16 protein-coding genes are annotated in these 15,483 nt (G+C 65.1%); 4 read left to right on the forward strand and 12 right to left on the reverse strand.

What is annotated here, in order from left to right; all coding sequences use genetic code 11:
* Window positions 1-22 precede the first annotated feature (22 nt).
* Window positions 23-202, forward strand: coding sequence for a hypothetical protein (locus AC1DR6_RS12690; protein ID WP_476829594.1), 180 nt, complete (start codon window positions 23-25; stop codon window positions 200-202).
* Between the two features lie 98 nt (window positions 203-300).
* Here AC1DR6_RS12690 and AC1DR6_RS12695 read toward each other — a convergent pair whose 3' ends face one another.
* Window positions 301-1,035 carry an SDR family NAD(P)-dependent oxidoreductase gene (locus AC1DR6_RS12695; RefSeq protein ID WP_476829595.1) on the reverse strand — a complete coding sequence of 245 codons (735 nt, stop codon included), beginning with the start codon at window positions 1,033-1,035 and terminating at the stop codon, window positions 301-303.
* 116 nt (window positions 1,036-1,151) lie between these two features.
* Here AC1DR6_RS12695 and AC1DR6_RS12700 point away from each other — a divergent pair, with 116 nt between their 5' ends.
* Window positions 1,152-1,547: a winged helix-turn-helix transcriptional regulator gene (locus AC1DR6_RS12700; protein WP_476829596.1), complete on the forward strand. Its 396-nt coding sequence runs from the start codon at window positions 1,152-1,154 to the stop codon at window positions 1,545-1,547.
* 71 nt (window positions 1,548-1,618) lie between these two features.
* On the opposite strand, the gene AC1DR6_RS12705 is transcribed toward AC1DR6_RS12700, so the two are convergent.
* From AC1DR6_RS12705 to AC1DR6_RS12740, 8 genes are all read right to left on the reverse strand, one after another.
* A complete protein-coding gene (locus tag AC1DR6_RS12705) occupies window positions 1,619-2,308 on the reverse strand; it encodes an SDR family NAD(P)-dependent oxidoreductase (protein WP_476829597.1) in 690 nt (229 codons plus the stop codon).
* Window positions 2,309-2,321: 13 nt separating this feature from the next.
* Window positions 2,322-3,647 carry an NAD(P)/FAD-dependent oxidoreductase gene (locus AC1DR6_RS12710; RefSeq protein WP_476829598.1) on the reverse strand — a complete coding sequence of 442 codons (1,326 nt, stop codon included), beginning with the start codon at window positions 3,645-3,647 and terminating at the stop codon, window positions 2,322-2,324.
* Window positions 3,640-4,404, reverse strand: coding sequence for an amino acid ABC transporter ATP-binding protein (locus tag AC1DR6_RS12715; RefSeq protein ID WP_476829599.1), 765 nt, complete (start codon window positions 4,402-4,404; stop codon window positions 3,640-3,642). Before AC1DR6_RS12715 ends, AC1DR6_RS12710 begins: the two co-directional genes overlap by 8 nt.
* Window positions 4,401-5,900 carry an argininosuccinate lyase gene (gene argH / locus AC1DR6_RS12720; RefSeq protein ID WP_476829600.1) on the reverse strand — a complete coding sequence of 500 codons (1,500 nt, stop codon included), beginning with the start codon at window positions 5,898-5,900 and terminating at the stop codon, window positions 4,401-4,403. Before argH ends, AC1DR6_RS12715 begins: the two co-directional genes overlap by 4 nt.
* A gap of 31 nt (window positions 5,901-5,931) precedes the next feature.
* Entirely contained in the window at window positions 5,932-6,639 is a 708-nt protein-coding gene (locus AC1DR6_RS12725) for an amino acid ABC transporter permease (protein WP_476829601.1), read from the reverse strand.
* 10 nt (window positions 6,640-6,649) lie between these two features.
* Complete coding sequence (locus AC1DR6_RS12730) at window positions 6,650-7,312, reverse strand: amino acid ABC transporter permease (protein WP_476829602.1); 663 nt, start codon at window positions 7,310-7,312, stop codon at window positions 6,650-6,652.
* 63 nt (window positions 7,313-7,375) lie between these two features.
* Window positions 7,376-8,218 carry a transporter substrate-binding domain-containing protein gene (locus tag AC1DR6_RS12735; RefSeq protein WP_476829603.1) on the reverse strand — a complete coding sequence of 281 codons (843 nt, stop codon included), beginning with the start codon at window positions 8,216-8,218 and terminating at the stop codon, window positions 7,376-7,378.
* Window positions 8,215-9,378: a pyridoxal-phosphate dependent enzyme gene (locus AC1DR6_RS12740; protein ID WP_476829604.1), complete on the reverse strand. Its 1,164-nt coding sequence runs from the start codon at window positions 9,376-9,378 to the stop codon at window positions 8,215-8,217. The genes AC1DR6_RS12735 and AC1DR6_RS12740 overlap by 4 nt, the downstream gene beginning before the upstream one ends.
* A gap of 138 nt (window positions 9,379-9,516) precedes the next feature.
* Between AC1DR6_RS12740 and AC1DR6_RS12745 the strand changes: the two genes are divergently transcribed.
* Entirely contained in the window at window positions 9,517-10,464 is a 948-nt protein-coding gene (locus tag AC1DR6_RS12745; protein WP_476829605.1) for a LysR substrate-binding domain-containing protein, read from the forward strand.
* Between the two features lie 36 nt (window positions 10,465-10,500).
* Here AC1DR6_RS12745 and AC1DR6_RS12750 read toward each other — a convergent pair whose 3' ends face one another.
* The 3 genes from AC1DR6_RS12750 to AC1DR6_RS12760 all read right to left on the reverse strand — a co-directional run bounded on the left by AC1DR6_RS12750 (window position 10,501) and on the right by AC1DR6_RS12760 (window position 14,249).
* Entirely contained in the window at window positions 10,501-11,484 is a 984-nt protein-coding gene (locus AC1DR6_RS12750) for an ABC transporter permease (protein WP_476829606.1), read from the reverse strand.
* Between the two features lie 25 nt (window positions 11,485-11,509).
* Complete coding sequence (locus tag AC1DR6_RS12755; RefSeq protein ID WP_476829607.1) at window positions 11,510-13,045, reverse strand: sugar ABC transporter ATP-binding protein; 1,536 nt, start codon at window positions 13,043-13,045, stop codon at window positions 11,510-11,512.
* 223 nt (window positions 13,046-13,268) lie between these two features.
* The gene (locus AC1DR6_RS12760) at window positions 13,269-14,249 is read right to left on the reverse strand and encodes a substrate-binding domain-containing protein (protein ID WP_476829608.1); all 981 of its coding nucleotides are present in this window, start codon (window positions 14,247-14,249) and stop codon (window positions 13,269-13,271) included.
* Window positions 14,250-14,573: 324 nt separating this feature from the next.
* Here AC1DR6_RS12760 and AC1DR6_RS12765 point away from each other — a divergent pair, with 324 nt between their 5' ends.
* On the forward strand, window positions 14,574-15,470 hold the full coding sequence (locus tag AC1DR6_RS12765) for a GntR family transcriptional regulator (protein ID WP_476829609.1): 897 nt from the start codon (window positions 14,574-14,576) through the stop codon (window positions 15,468-15,470).
* Window positions 15,471-15,483: the final 13 nt, after the last annotated feature.

Here is a 15,483-nt window from a genome sequence, read left to right on the forward strand (position 1 = left end):
TCCGAGAGAAAGGAACAGGATCGTGACCGACCGATTTGAACGGCACCGCCAACCCTGGACGAGTGAAGAACTCGCGAAGCTGAAGTTGCTCGCAAGTAAGGGCATGGCGCTGAAAGCGATCTCGAAGGCGATGACGCGCAGCGAGGAGTCGATCAAAGATCGCGCCAAACTCGATGGCATCGGGATCGCCAAGCTGCGTTGAGCGTACTGACGAGACCGCCCGGGCCGTCGCGCTTCGCAGGCGGCTGAGGGCCTCGGCGATTGCCACCGACGCCCTCAGCCTTGGCGCCGTCAGCGCCTTTAGACTTGCGCCAGACCGCCGTCGACGAAGACTTCGCCGCCCGTCATGAAGCTGCTATCCGATGAGGCGAGGAACGCAGCGACTGCGCCCGTCTCTGAGGCGTCGCCCATGCGGCCAAGCACAGTCGTCGCTCCGATCGCCTCCATCCCGTCTTCGCCGAGCACCTGCAACGCGAGTTCCGTCGTGATCGGCCCGGGAGACAGCACGTTGACCCGGATCCCAGTGCCGCGCAGGTCCAGCGCCCAGCTTCGCGCAAGGTTGCGCACGGCCGCCTTGGTTGCACTGTAGACGCTGAACGCCGGGGTCCCCATCGCTCCCGCGCTCGAGCCGGTCAGAATGATCGACGAGCCGGCCGCCATCAACGGCAGAGCCTTCTGGACCGTGAAGATCAGCCCTTTCACGTTGATGTCGAAGATCTGGTCATAGTGCTCGGGTGTGATCTCGCCGAGCGGTGCGAACGCGCCGGTGCCGGCATTGGCGAACAGGATGTCGAGCCCGCCGCGCTCTGCCTTGACCGTCTCATAGAGCCTGTCGAGGTCGGCCAGCTCGGTCACCGAGCCGTTCACCGCATGGGCCGAGGGGCCCAGCTCGGCCACGGCTTTGGCAAGCGCGTCCTGACGCCGTCCGAAGAGGTAAACGGTTGCGCCTTCTTCGATGAAGCGTCTGGCTGCGCCAAATCCGATGCCGCTCGCGCCGCCGGTGACCACTGCGGTCTTGCCTTGAAGTCTGTTCATGATGTGCTTCCTTGACTGAGGTTGCACTGAACTGGCGGCTAACCTACTTATCGACAAGTATGCACCATTTGGTAAGTGTCCCGGAAATGTCGCCCCATCATTCTGTCCCTTCGACGATGCCCTCAGCGCCTCCGGCCCAGAACTGCACGCCGACGCTACCGGGCTTCACCTGCGGTCTCGACGCGACGCTTCGGCTGATCGCCGGCAAGTGGAAACCGTTGATCCTGTATTTCCTCGCCCAGGGCGGCCCCACCCGCTATGGCGAGCTGCGGCGAGCCGTACGCGACGTCAGCGACAAGATGCTCATCCAGCAGCTCAAGGAGCTGGTGACAGACGATCTCGTGAAGCGGACGGACTACCACGAGGTGCCGCCCCGGGTGGACTACGCTCTCACACCGTTGGGCCATAGCCTGGCGCAGGCGATGGTGCCTCTCTGCACCTGGGGCACGGCCAACATGGTCGAGGTCACCCGCCTGTTCGCCCAGCGCGAAGCGGCGAGTGAAGGACGGTAGGAGGACATTGGCGAGGCCGGCGTCTCGCCTTGTCGCGGACCGGGTTGCGCTGCGGCGTCACCACATCTGGCTCAATACATCGCCTCGTAACCGCAGTTCACGATCAGCTCGGAGATCGAAGCGGTGTTCGGTAGCCCGACGATCAGGGCGACGAGACGGGCGATGTCCTCCGGCTGGGTCATGTCCGCTCGCGGCAAAGCCCCTTCGGCCATGTCGGTCGCGACATAGCTCGGACAGAGCGCAAGCGAGCGGACGCCGGACCCGAATGCCGTCTGACGCACAGCGTGCGAGAGCGCCATCATCGCGAATTTGCTCATTTGGTAACCGGCATTGCCGTTGCGCACGCGTTTGCCCGACAGCGAGGCGATATTGATCACCCTGCCCTCCCCGGCAGCCTTAAGGTGCGGAAGTGCCGCCTGGATCAGACGAAACGGCGCCTTGACGTTGATTGCCAGGAGGTCGTCGAGGTCGGTCGGATCACCGCTTTCCAACGAGACGTCGCGCAGGATGCCGGCGGCATTGACCAGGACATCGATCCGGCCGAAGCGCGCGATCGTTTCGGCGGTCCAAGCCTGCTCGTCACCGAGGCCCGCGGCCTCATAGGGAAAGCAAGCAAGGCCGCTCGGCGCGAAATCATCGCCCGGCATGGCGCGCTGATCGCGAATGCCCAGGCTGAGCGCGTATCCCTGCCGCCCGAGCTCCGCCGCGATCGCCCGGCCGATACCGCGGCTCGCACCCGATATCATCGCAACCTTTGCCATCACCCTCTCCCGCCTACAGCCCGGCCGATCGACGCGCGAGCGCATCCTGAAAGTGGTACCAGCCGCTGACGATCGGCAGGAACCAGGGGCGCCCGTCATAGAACGGCACCGGAATATCGGGGAAAGCCGGGTCGTCGAAGGCGCTTTTGCGGTTCAATTTGCCGAGAAGCTTCAGGGCGGACTGGTGTCCGAGATAGGTCATCAACGCCACGCCGTTGCCATTGCAGCCGACCGCGAAATCGATGCCGCTCATCTGGCCCATATGGGCGATCTTGTCGGCCGTCATGCCGACCTTGCCGCTCCAGCAATGCGTGACTTGGTAGCCCGCAAGCTGAGGCCAGACCTTCAGCATCAGGGCGTGAAGACGCGGCGCGGCGTCGCGCTCGGGCAGATTGAACATACCCGGCCGGCTGCCGAAGAGGATGCGCGTGCCATCGGGCGAGGGGCGCGAATAGATCAGCTCGCGCTTGGAGTCGGTGATCATGCGCTTGCCGGGGTTGATCTCGGCCATCAGCTCCGGCGGAAGCGGTTCGGTCGCGATCTGGTAGCTGCGAACGCCGACGATCTTCCTGTGCAGGAAGCCGCTCGCCTTGTCGCTGTACCCGTTGGTGCCGAAGAAAACATGCTTGGCGCGGATGCGGCCGCGACCGGTCTCGACCTCGTGGAAGCCGTTCGCTAGTTCTCTGACTTTGAGAACGGGAGCGTGGGACCGCAAAGTCGCGCCGTGGCTCTCGGCAAGACGGCGCAGCGCGCGATGATATTTGGCGGGGTGCAGCCCGCCATACTCGTCGATCACGATGCCGCCATGGTAGAAATCGGTCTTCGTGACTTCGTGCTGGCGCGATTTCGGGATGTCATGCACCGTGACGCCGGTGTGCTGGGCCAGAAGCTCGCCCTGCCGCCGCAGCCGGTCGTAATGCTTTGGGACATGGGCGCCGAAATAGCGCCCGAGGACGGCGAGGTCGGCATCCAGCTTCCGATCCTCGATCAATGTCTTGAGATGATCGTAGGAGGACAGCGAATCCTCGAGCAGTCGCTGCATACGCGCCGCATCGACGCCCTTGATCGCACCGCCGATCACGAGTTTCTGGCCGCTGGACACCATGCCGCCGGAGCGGGTCGAGGCGCCGGCGCCTAGCTCCTCCGCATCGACGACGGTCACGTCGACGCCATTGCGGGCCAGTTCTGCTGCGGCAGAAAGCCCGCAATAGCCGGAGCCGACGACAAGAACATCGGTGGTCTCGGGCAACGGCTCGCGCGCAGTCTCGGGCGCCGCGGCATCCCACCAATACGGGTTCGTGGTGAAGTTCGATGCCAGGACGCCGGCTGCGTCAGCCATGGGCTGTTTCTCCGAAAGATCTGATGTTGGACAGGAAGGCGCGGGTCCGCTCGTGGCGTGGCCCTGCGAAAAACGGCGCCGGCGCGCCCTCCTCGAGGATCTGGCCCTCCGCCATAAAGACGACCCGGTCGGCGACCTCGCGAGCGAAGCCCATCTCATGGGTGACGACGACCATCGTCGTGCCGTCCCGCGCGAGGTCTTTCATCACGTCGAGCACGCTGCCGATCGTTTCGGGATCGAGCGCCGATGTCGGTTCGTCGAAGAGGATGGCCTTGGGCTTCATCGCGAGAGCGCGCACGATCGCGACACGCTGCTGCTGCCCGCCCGAGAGCGCGGCAGGATAATCCTCGGCCTTGTCGGCGAGGCCTACGCGGGCCAGCAATTCGCGAGCTTCGCGTTCGGCCTGCGCACGCGGCACCTTGCGGCGACGTTGCGGCGTCAGCGTCATGTTGCGGAGCACGCTGAGATGGGGAAACAGGGCATAGTCCTGAAACACCATTCCGACCTCGGTCCGCATCCGCTGCCAGGCGCTCTCATGCCGGATATCGACGGGCTGGCCGGCGATGTGAAGCGTGCCCTCGTCGGGCCTGACAAGCCCGTTGATGCAGCGGATCAGCGTGCTCTTGCCGGACCCACTGGGGCCGATCAGAACGACGACGCTGCCGGCCGCGACATCGAGATCGATGCCGCGCAAAGCCTGGTGCGCGCCGAAGCGCTTGCCGATGCCGCGCAGGCTGATCAGCGGCGCCCCGCTCATGCGGCGAGGTCCTTCAGGTCGCGCTTGAGGGTGTCGCGCGTGCTTTGCAGCCTGCCGCGCTTCTCTGCCAGGGCAGCGCGCCGCGCTTCCAGGCGAGATTGCGCCGCTTCGACAGCGCGGGCGACGGCATCGGGCGCAGGTCCGCCGGGAAGTGTCCGCGCGGCGACGCTGGCTGAAGGATCAAGACTGGTCCGGACGGCATCGGCCGACAGGCCGAGCGGACGGCCGAGCTGCTCGCGCGCGGCGTCGTCGACCATCTCGGTCGTGATGCTGTCTGCCGCCATCCCGGCATCCATCGCCGCGCGGACGACGCCGCCGACGACATGATGCGCCTCGCGGAACGAGAGATCGGCCTCGCGCACCATCAGATCGGCCAAGTCGGTCGCGGAGGCGAAATCGTCGGTGACGCGGCGCTTCATCAAGGCCGCGTTCGGCCTCGCGCTGGCGACGACGAGGTCCAGCAGCGCAAGGCAGCGCAAGGTTTCCTCGCCGCCCTCCCAGACGCCGCGCATCGCTTCGCGATTGCCGTCGATGGTGTTGGTGAAATGCGTGCCCTTCACCGCCGTGGCCGAAGCCACGTAAAGGCCGAGCAGATGGCCGGCCTTGCCCTTGAGATGCTCCAGCACCACCGGGTTCTTCTTCTGCGGCATGATGCTGGAGGTTCCCGTGACACGGTCGGGAAACTCGATCGTCTGGAATTCATGGCTGACCATGACGTGGTAGTCCTGCGCGACGCGGCTCCAGACGAGCGCGATCTGTGTCAGGCCCGAGAGGATCTCCAGGCCGAAATCGCGGGTCGCCACCGCGTCGAGCGCGTTCTCGACCAGTCCTTCGAAGCCAAGCGAGCGCGCCACGCCGTCCCGGTCGATGGCGAAGGTCGTGCCGGCGAGCGCGCCGGCGCCGAGCGGGCTGATATTGGTGCGCGCCCAGGCATCGGTGAGGCGGCCATGATCCCGCTCCAGCGACTGCGCGACGCCGGCGAGGTAGAAGCCGTAAGTCACCGGCTGGGCCGGTTGCAGATGGGTGTAGCCCGGCATCACCACGTCCCGGAAGCGGAAGGCGCCATCCAGCGCATGCTCTTCGACCGACAGCAGAGCCTGGCCCGCATCCAGCAGGAGGTCGCGAGCCCTCAGCCGATCCAGCGCCGCCGTCAGGTCATTGCGGCTGCGGGCGATATGCATCCGGCCGCCTGCCTCGGTGCCTATCAATTTGATGAGGTGCGCCTCGTAATTGAAATAGGCGTCCTCGCGCTCCGGATCGAGCTCTACGACCTCCGGCCCCTCTTCCTCCATCCGCAACAGGCCACCGGCCAGGGACTTCGCGGCCTCCGGCGAGATCAGCCCGCAACGGGCCAGCATCAGGACATGCGCCTGGTTGAGGTCGCTCATGTAGCCGAAAACGGTACGGAAATCCCGGGCGAGACGCGGCGCGTAGATATGCTCGCAGACTTCCTTGGCAACAGATTCGGTCAAGCGACGGCTGACTTTGGATTCCATGGCGATGTCCTTCGCGGCAAGGCGATGTTGATCAGGGAAGCTGTGGGAGTGGGGCGGCCGGTCTGACTGACGCCAGCCGCCGGTCGCGTTTCAGGCGTCGTTCGAGCCAACGGCCGAACCAAGTCAGGGCCGAGCAGATCACGAAGTAGGTCAGCAGCACCGCGGCATAGACGGTGAAGGCCGGGTTCCAGCCTTCCATCATGGTCGTGCGCTCGACGATGATCTGGCCGACCTTGAAGAACTCGTTCACGCCGACGAGCGCGCCGAGCGACGTCGCCTGGACGAGCAGCGTCAGCAGGCCAACGAAGGGCGGAAGGATCGCACGCAGCGCCTGCGGGCCGGTGACGAAGACATAGACTTCCCAGGTCTTCAGCCCGAGCGCTGCGGCGCTCTGCCATTGATGCTTCGCGACGGCGTTGAAGCCACCGCGCACGATCTCGATGCCGTTGGCGCTGCCCCAAAGCGAGAGCCCGACCGTTACGGCGGCGAAAGGCGACAGGTTCAGCCCAAACAGCGGCGCGACGAAGAAGATGAAGAAGATATTCACGACGAGCGGGATGTCGCGAAACAGCTCGACATAGACCCGCACCACGACGCGAAGCCAGCCGAAGCGCAACGTCGCAAGCGTGCCCAGCGCAAACGAGATGATCGTCGCGAAGAACAGCGTCGCAAGCGCCAGCCCGAGCGTCATCGCCAGGCCCTGCAGGATGAAGGGGAGGTTCCGGATCAAGAGTTCCATCGCGCCCTCCTCAATGCCGGAATGGCGCGTTCAGCCGGTATTCGAGCCGGCTGGCGAGAAAGGACAGGAACAGGACCAGCACGAGATAGATCACGCAGATCGCGGCGAACGTCTCGATGGTCCGGAAATCCATCGAGATCCGGTCGATGGCGACATAGGTCAGCTCCGCCAGCCCGATCGCCTGGAGATAGGACGAGTTCTTCAGGAGCGAGATCGAGGTGTTGAGCATCGAGGGCAGGCCGACGCGAATGGCCATCGGCGCGGCGATCAGCCGGAAATAGCGCCACGGCGAAAGGCCCAGCGAGAATGCCGCCTCGCGCAGCCCCTTGCCGACCGTCTCGAGCCCGCCGCGAATGTTCTCGATCTGGTAGGCGCCGGCCCAGACCGTGAGGCAAAGCACGCCCGACCAGAACAGCGACAGCTTGAGCCCGATGCCCGGCAGCCCGTAGAAGATGAAGAAGAGCTGCGCGAGCAGCGGCGTGTTGCGGATGAACTCGACATAGCCGACCACGACCTTGTCGAGGACCGGGACGTGCAGCGTCCGCACCGCCGCGCCCGCCACGCCGACCAGCAGCGACAGCACGATCGAAATCGCGCTGATCTGTACGGTCAGCCACAGGCCGCGCAGCAGTGCGGGCCATTGCGCCATGAGATAGACGACGTCGAATTCCATGGCGCGCGCTCCTCCGCTGCCTGTCGGCCGGGAGCCCTGGAGGCTCCCGGCCCTTGCAAGGGATCAGCGCGCGGTCGGCTTCGGCTTGGTGAAGGCGTCGATGTAGAAGGGGCGGATCTCGGCCGGGATCCACTTGTCTACCCATTTTGCGTAAAGGCCCTCGGCCTTCATGCGATCGAGCGACGCATCGACGTAAGCCAGCCATTCCGCCTCGTTCTTTCGTACGCCGGCAGCGGCATCCGAGACGGCGAAGGGCTCGCCGACGAGACGCAGGCTCGGGTCCTTGGCGGCGATGACAACGAGCGTCGCGGCATCGTGGGTATAGGCATCGCCGCGGCCTTGCTTCAGGGCCTGCAGCGCATCGGAGGCGGTGTTGAGCCGCAGGTTGTCGACCTTGGGCATGTTGTCCTCGAACCACTTCGCCTGGGTCGAGCCCTTGAGCATGATCACGGTCTTGCCGGCGACGTCGTCTAGCTTTTTGATCGGGCTGTCCTTGGCGACGAGCATGTCCGAACCGCCCCAGCGATAGGGCTTGGAGAAGTCGATCACTCGCGCCCGCTCCGGCGTGATGCCCAAAGTCGCGATGAGGATGTCGACCTTCTTGCCGGCAAGCTGCGGGATGCGGTTCTCGGCCGTGACGCAGGTCAGCTCGACCTTGTCGGGCGCGCCGAAGGCCCATATGGCGATCTGGATTGCCATGTCGGTCTCGACGCCAGCGAACTTGCCGGTCTCGTCCTTGTAGCCATAGGGCGGCTGGTCGCAGCGGACACCGGCCCGCAGAACACCGGCCGACTTGATCGCCTCTGGCACCGGAGGCAGAGCCTGTGCCCACGCGCCCTGGGCGGCAAAGGCGAATGTCAGGGCAAGAGCCGACAGTGCCGGCAGGCAGGAATGTGTTTTGGTCATCCGTTTTCCCTCTGTTGGACCGATCGATCGGTTCTCGGTGATGAAGCGCCGGTCGTTGCCGGCTGCGCGGGCGCCTCTCGGGAGGCTGCCTCGTCTGGGGCCCTTGCGGCCATCTCGCTCTCGCCCGGGTCACGAAATCCCGAGCCGGTCAGCACAAGGACGGCGTGGCAGCCGGCAAGGGCGCCCTCTCCCGCAAGCATGATCAATGCCGCCAACGCCGAAGCGGCCGACAATTCGACATGCAGTCCGTGGTGGGCGAGCCGCGTCTGGGCTGCGCGCGCGCCCTCGTCGTCGACAGGAACGGCCCGGCCAGCCGAGACGCGCAGCGCCTCGACGGCCTGCCACGTCACGGTGCTGCCGGCGATCGAGGACTGCCGGGTTTCGCCCGGAAAGCTGGCGCGATAATCCGCGCCTGCCAGGACGCGCTCGAGGCGCGGGAAGGGTTCCGCCGCGATGAGCGTCGGCATGCCCAGCCCTAGCTCCTCGAAACCGAGACGCAGGCCGGAAAGAAGATCCCCGCGCGCGGTCGGCACCACGACAAGATCGGGCAGGGCTTCCTTGGCCAACTCGCCCGCAAGGGCCTTGTAGCCTTCGATGCCAAAGGGATTGGTTCCGATCGCCGGAACCTTGTAGTTGGTCGCGGCGAAGGCCCCCTCACCGACGCGGCGCGCCAGATGCGCCCACCGCGACATGCTGTCGGCGCAGATGACGAGCGTCGCGCCGTGGGCCTCGATGGCGCGGCGGTAGGACGGCGCCAGCGCTTCGGTCGAGGCGACCTCGCAGGCGAGCCCCGCACGGGCCGCATAGGCCGCGATCGAGAGGCCGCCATTGCCGCTGGACGCCGCCGCGATGCAGAGGGCGCCGCGATCGAGCGCGCGCGCGACAAGCTGCGCGCTCATCCGGTCCTTGTGAGAGCCGGTCGGGTTGCACCATTCGAGCTTGGCCGAAAGCCGACCGACATTGAGCTCGGCCGCCAGCTTCGGGAGTTCGATGGAAGGTGTGTGCCCCTCGCCGAGGGAGAGGGCATCCGGATAAGGCAGCGAGATCGCGCGCCCGTCCCCGGTATAGGTCAGGCGCAGATTGGAGGCGTGGCCTGCCGAGGCGCAACGCGGGCAGCCGACGTCATATTCGTCGACCGGCCAAGGCTCGCCACAGCGCAAGCAAGCCATCCCGGTGAGGCGAGGCGTCGCTGCGATGGGCGGGCGCGCTGACATGGGCAAAACTATTGCGGTCAGCAGGCATCTGGTCAAATCTCAGATTTTCGGGTCGCCATTCAAATCTGATATGGGCATCGCACCATGAATCTCCGCCAGATCGAGGCGTTCCGACGGGTGATGATGCGCGGATCGATGACGATTGCGGCGCAGGAGCTGCGAACCTCCCAGCCCAGCATCAGCCGCCTGATCGCCGAGCTCGAAGCTTCGATCGATCTGCGCCTGTTCGAACGCAAGGCCGGCCGTATCCTCCCCACGCCTGCGGGACTGTCCTTCTATCGCGAGGTCGAACGCAGCTTTCTGGGTCTCGAAAACCTTGCCCATGCGGCGCGGGACATTCGCGCGCTGGGTACGGGGCGCCTGCGGATCGCCGCCATGCCGGTCGTCGCGCTCGGCTTCATTCCCCGCTGCATCAAGCGGTTCAAGGATCGTTTTCCGAACGCGGCCGTCTCGCTGCAGATGGGAAATGACGGCACGATCACGCGTTGGATGTCGACTTCGCATTGCGATATCGGCTTCGTCGCCAATCTGATCGACTTGCCCATGGTCGAGCACACCCCGCTCTACGCGATACCAGGCGTCTGCGTGCTGCCGCCCGGCCATCGTCTATCGGAGCGGGCGTCCCTGAGGCCGCAAGATGTGGAAGGCGAGCCGTTCATTTCGCTCTCGCTCGAAGACGGCGCCCGAACGCGGGTCGACAGGATCTTCGACGATGCGAATGTGAAACGCCATCATGTCATGGAAACGCCTTTCAGCGCGGCGATCTGCGCCCTGGTCGCGCAAGGGCTGGGCGTCGGCATCTGCAATCCGATCGCTGCCGATGACTACCGCCATCTGGGCATCGCCATCCGCCCCTTCGAGCCGGAAATCCTGTTTTATGGCCACGCCATGTTTCCGAGCCTCCATCGCGAAGAGGTTCTGCTCGCCGGCTTCCTCGAGATCGTGCGCGAGGAACTGACGCGCTATCGCGCGGACGCGCAAAACGTTCGGGCGGATGGACCTAAAAGTGCCCGTCGTAGCCCCCGCCGATGACTTCATCAGGAAGCGCGGCGCCGCGTCGTGCCTTCGTCAGCTCCGGCGGCGACGCAGCTGGTCGAAGAAGACGATCAGGATGATCAGCACGCCGGTGATGATGCGCTGCCAGAATGAGTTGATATTGAGCAGGTTGGCGCCGTTATTGATGGTGGCGAGGATGAAGGCGCCGATCAGCGGGCCCTGAATCGAGCCGACCGCGCCGAACAGCGAGGTGCCGCCGATGACGCTGGAGGCGATCGCCTGGAGCTCCCAGCCTTCGGCCTGGGTCGCGTTGCCGACACCGATCCGCGCCGCGAGAAGAACGCCGACAAAGGCCGAAAGGACGGCGGAGAGCGCATAGGCGAGGTAGATCATGCGCGGCACGTTGACGCCGGACAGACGGGTCGCCTCGGGGTTCGAGCCCACGGCGAAGAGGTAACGCCCCCAGCGGCTCATATGCAGAAACACGAAGGACGGCACCGCGACGAGGATCACCATCCAGAACAGGTTGGGGAGACCGAAGAGGTTGCCGATCGAGAAGCCGGTGAAGCTCGTATCGGCGATGTTGATAGTCGAGCCGTTGGTGATGACGAGGCCGATGCCACGCAGCGCCGTCAACGTCGCAAGCGTGATGATGAACGGCGGCAGGCCCATGCGGACAATGCCGAAGCCGTGGAACAGGCCGATCGCGAGGCCCATCAGCAGCGTCAACGGGATCGCGGCGAAGGAGGGCACGCCGTGAGACAGGAGCCAGGCAACCACCGTCGTCGAAAAGCCGACGACCGCACCCGAAGACAGGTCGATCCCGGCGGTGATGATCACGAAGGTCTGCCCAATCGCGAGGATCGCGATCATGGAGCCCTGACGCAGCAGGTTCGTGACGTTGAGCGGCGTCGCGAAATTGGGCGTCGCGATCGACAATGCGATGCACAGCAACAGCAGAAGCCCGAGCAACGTCAGGGCGAACAGGAAGCCGAAGTTCCGCTTGGGTTTCACGGCGGCGGCCGCGACGTTGGCATTCTCGCTCGGCAGGGACATGGAGAGTGGTCTCCCGGTTGAGGGGTCAGACGCCGATCGCCTCGGCCAGGATGTCTTCGTGGCTTGCCGCCCGGTAGTCATGCGTGCCGACGAGCTTGCCGCCTCGAAAGACGTGCAGCGTGTCGGCGAGCTCATACACCTCGGGCAGATAGGACGAGATCAGCAGGATGCCGGCACCGCGCTTCAGCAACGCGCCGAACAGCCGGTAGATCTCGGCTTTCGTGCCGACATCGACGCCGACCGTCGGCTCGTCGAAGATGAAGAGCTCGGCGCCGTGGTTCAGCCATTTGCCGATCACGATCTTCTGCTGGTTGCCGCCGGACATCGAGGAGGCCAGCGAGCGCGGGCCGGGCGTCTTGATCTGCAGGTCGCGGATCTGCCGTTCCGCCGCCGCCCTCTCCTCGCTCCGGGAAATGAGGAGGCCCTTGGTCAGGCGGTCGTAAACGGGAAGGTTGAGATTGAGGCCGATCGGCAGGTTCAGCGCGAGGCCCTGGTCGCGCCGGCTCTCGGGGGCGAGCGCCATGCCGAGATCGATCGCGCGGCGCTCGCTAGTGATGTCGACGCTTTTGCCCTTCCACGCGATCTCGCCCGCCATCTTCGGGTTGCGCCCGAAGAGCGAGAGCGCGAACTCCGAGCGTCCCGCGCCGATCAACCCGTAGAGCCCGACGATCTCGCCGCGCCGGACGGTGAGCGAGACATCGGCGAAGCCCTGGCCGGAGAGGTGTCGCGCCTCGATCAGCGGCTCGCCCCGCGCGATGGTCTCCTTGTGATAGATCTGCTCCAGCGAGCGGTTGATCATCATGGAGACCAGTTCGGCGTCGTTCGTCTCGCCGATCTGGCGCGTGCCGACCAGCAGGCCGTCGCGCAGCACCGAGACGCGGTCGGCCAGCTCGAAGATCTCTTCCATGCGATGCGAGATGTAGACGATCGTCACACCCTCGGCCTTCAGGCGGCGGATCAGGGCGAAGAGCTGGGCGGCCTCCTGGCGCGTGAGATAGGCCGTCGGCTCGTCGAAGATGATGAAGCGCGTGCCACGCAGCGAAGCTCGCGCCGTCGCGACGAGTTGCTGCTGGCCGATGGTGAGCGAGCCCAGCTCGGCATGGGCAGGCAGCTGGAAGCCCATATCATCGAGGATTCGCTGCGCGGCGCGATTCATCTCGCGTTTTCGCAGAAGGCCGAAGCGGGCATCCTCGTCGCCGAGGAAGATGTTGGCGGCCACCGAAAGATGGCGGCAAAGCACCACCTCCTGGTGCACGGCGTTGATGCCGTGGTCGATCGCCTCCTGCGGCGTGGCCAGCGCGACAGGGTTCCCTCGCCAGAGGATTTCGCCTCCGGAGCGACGAATGACGCCGGTGAGGAGCTTGATCAGCGTCGATTTGCCGGCGCCGTTCTCACCGACGATGGCGTGAATTTCACCAGCTTCGAACGCCAGCGTCGATGGCCGCAGGGCCAGCACCGGGCCGTAACTTTTTTCGAGTGCTCTCAGCTCGAGGATGGGCCCGCCCCGCGGCGGCAGCGTGTCGCTGGTCGGATGGGGAAGCACGTCGAGCGCTGCCGGCATGAATAGCCTTGTTGTCGCGAGTGCAGGGAGGTCCGAGGACACACGCCGAAGGGCAGGCGCTCGGCCCGAACTTCGCTTTCGAGAGGCAGCGCGCCGAGGAGCGGAGCGATGCGGCGAACCGCTCGATCTGCGTTTGCGGGGACTGACGGCCTTTCTCGGGCAGATCAGGCGAGCGCCGCCACAGCGGCGCCCGCTGACCCGACGGAGCGCCCCCTGCCGAGCCTTACTTGACCTTCGGGTTCAGGAGTTCCTGCGCGCGTGCTTCGTTCATCGTCGCGGAGGTGATCAGGTTGGCGCCGGTATCGACATCCTTCTCGACCTTTTCCTTCTTGGAGGCGGCCAGCGCAGTCTTGATGCCGTCATAGCCCATCCGGAACGGGTCCTGTACCACGAGGGCCGCGATGACGCCGTCCTTGAGGAAGCCGACCGTCCGCTCGTCGCTGTCGAAGCCAATCAACGCGACCTTGCCCTTGATGCCGTTCTCCGCGATCGCCTGACCGGCGCCCTGCGCCATGATGAGGTTCGACGCGAAGATACCGACGAGGTTGGGATTCGCCGTCAGCAGATCGGTGGTGATGTTGAGGCCGGTCGCCGCCTGCCCGTCCGCATAGCGGTCGGCGACGAGCTTCAGACCCGGATATTTCTTGAGCTGCTCGATGAAGCCCTGCTTGCGCTGCTCGAGGGAGCCGGCGTTCGGCAGGGAGGTGATGAGCACGACATCGCCCTGCTCCTTGCCGGTCTTGGCCTTGATCGCGGCGGCGAGACCGTCGGCGGCGATGCGGCCGCCCTGGACGTTGTCGGTCGTAAGGAAGGAGGTGAAGGCCGTGGAGTCCGCCGCCGAGTCGATGCCGATGATGGGCACCGATTTCGCCGCCGCCGTGATCGGCGCGCCGAGCGCGGATTTTTCGGTCGCCGCGATTACGATGGCGGCGGGCTTGCCCGCCACGGAATTCTCGAGGATCGAGATCTGGCCGTTCACATCCGCCTCGCTCTGCGCGCCCAGTTCGGGGACGTTGACGCCGAGGTCCTTGCCGGCCTTCCGCGCACCGGCGAGCACGATTTGCCAATAGAAGGACGTGGTGTCCTTGACGATGATGGGGATGGTGACATCGGCCCGGGCCGGGGCGGACATCGCAGATGCACCCAGTGCGAAAGCGGCGCCGGCGAGCAGGGAACAGACGCGCGAGCGCGTGACAGTGATCATGACGGGGCTCCTCCCAGAGAATAAGGCTCTTTGCTGAGCTCTTGTACCTTATTGATTAGATACAGATGAAGCGTAACGGCAGTTCCGGAGGTTGGCAAGGCACTTGATGGCAGCCTGTGCCTGATTCTGCGCTGCATCGCAGCGAAGATTGGCCTTATTTAGTTTGCATTGCGGTGACGCGGCCCATTACGGTTCCCCGCAGACCTTCGAGCGTCGCCGCTTCTACCGCAGGCTCTCTGCTCCCGATGTTTCTCATCGACAAAAAACGTTGCTGAGAGCTATAGCTGCGCCCGCCGGCTCTGCGGCGCAAGACGAGTCAGCTGGATGGCCAAGCCTAAAACGCTCTTCAAGGAGGCTTATAACGCGGCCCTGCGCGGTATCTGCAAGCGCGACGAGCTGCCCTCGGAGGCGGAGCTGGTCGCGCAACTCGGCGTCAGCCGCACGACCGTGCGCTCGATCCTGACCCAATTATCCGAGGCAGGGATCATCGGCTGGACCGGCCGCGAGAAAACGGTTCTTCGCAAGCCCGTTGCGGCCGATTTCTTCCCCGACAACGAGACCGACCCGCTCGCCGCCATTATCGAGCGTGGATTCATGCAGCGTATCCTGGCCGGCGGCGTCAAACCCGGCGACCTGATCAGCGAAGCGGATATCGCCCGCGACCTTCAGGTCGGGGTGTCGGCGGTCCGCGAATTCCTGATCCGCTTCTCGCGGTTCGGCCTGATCGAGAAACGGCGCCACAGTCAGTGGGTGCTGAAGGGGTTCACGCATGAATTCGCGCTCGAACTCATGGATGTGCGCGAAATGTTCGAACTGCGATCGGCGCTGCATTTCGCCGGCCTCGCCCCGGATCATTCCGCCTGGGCCGCGCTGACGGAGCTTGAGGCCGAGCATCACGCCCTGCTGAAGCGGGTCGAAGAAAACCCGGCCGAATTCTCGCCGCTCGACGAGCGTTTTCACCGGCTCATCCACCTCGCATCGCGCAATCGCTTCGTGATCGACTTCTACGACGTCATCTCGATGATCTTCCACTATCACTACCAGTGGAATAAAACCGGTGAACGCGAGCGCAACCGCGCGGCCCTCTCTGAGCATCTAGATTATATCGCGGCGTTGAAATCTCGAAATCCGATGGATATCGAGTTCTACTGTCGACGCCATCTGCATTCGGCGCGGAAGACCTTGCTGCAATCCCTGCCGGCTCTTGGCGACGCCGCCTAGCGCAACATCATCA

It is taken from the genome of Allobosea sp. P5_A5, assembly GCF_056400625.1.

Excerpts from the sequence above, each read along its gene's own strand:
- AC1DR6_RS12695 (WP_476829595.1), bottom strand. The coding sequence starts at position 1,035 with ATGAACAGACTTCAAGGCAAGACCGCAGTGGTCACCGGCGGCGCGAGC.
- AC1DR6_RS12700 (WP_476829596.1), top strand. The coding sequence starts at position 1,152 with ATGCCCTCAGCGCCTCCGGCCCAGAACTGCACGCCGACGCTACCGGGC.
- AC1DR6_RS12705 (WP_476829597.1), bottom strand. The coding sequence starts at position 2,308 with ATGGCAAAGGTTGCGATGATATCGGGTGCGAGCCGCGGTATCGGCCGG.
- AC1DR6_RS12710 (WP_476829598.1), bottom strand. The coding sequence starts at position 3,647 with ATGGCTGACGCAGCCGGCGTCCTGGCATCGAACTTCACCACGAACCCG.
- AC1DR6_RS12715 (WP_476829599.1), bottom strand. The coding sequence starts at position 4,404 with ATGAGCGGGGCGCCGCTGATCAGCCTGCGCGGCATCGGCAAGCGCTTC.
- argH (WP_476829600.1), bottom strand. The coding sequence starts at position 5,900 with ATGGAATCCAAAGTCAGCCGTCGCTTGACCGAATCTGTTGCCAAGGAA.
- AC1DR6_RS12725 (WP_476829601.1), bottom strand. The coding sequence starts at position 6,639 with ATGGAACTCTTGATCCGGAACCTCCCCTTCATCCTGCAGGGCCTGGCG.
- AC1DR6_RS12730 (WP_476829602.1), bottom strand. The coding sequence starts at position 7,312 with ATGGAATTCGACGTCGTCTATCTCATGGCGCAATGGCCCGCACTGCTG.
- AC1DR6_RS12735 (WP_476829603.1), bottom strand. The coding sequence starts at position 8,218 with ATGACCAAAACACATTCCTGCCTGCCGGCACTGTCGGCTCTTGCCCTG.
- AC1DR6_RS12745 (WP_476829605.1), top strand. The coding sequence starts at position 9,517 with ATGAATCTCCGCCAGATCGAGGCGTTCCGACGGGTGATGATGCGCGGA.
- AC1DR6_RS12750 (WP_476829606.1), bottom strand. The coding sequence starts at position 11,484 with ATGTCCCTGCCGAGCGAGAATGCCAACGTCGCGGCCGCCGCCGTGAAA.
- AC1DR6_RS12755 (WP_476829607.1), bottom strand. The coding sequence starts at position 13,045 with ATGCCGGCAGCGCTCGACGTGCTTCCCCATCCGACCAGCGACACGCTG.
- AC1DR6_RS12760 (WP_476829608.1), bottom strand. The coding sequence starts at position 14,249 with ATGATCACTGTCACGCGCTCGCGCGTCTGTTCCCTGCTCGCCGGCGCC.
- AC1DR6_RS12765 (WP_476829609.1), top strand. The coding sequence starts at position 14,574 with ATGGCCAAGCCTAAAACGCTCTTCAAGGAGGCTTATAACGCGGCCCTG.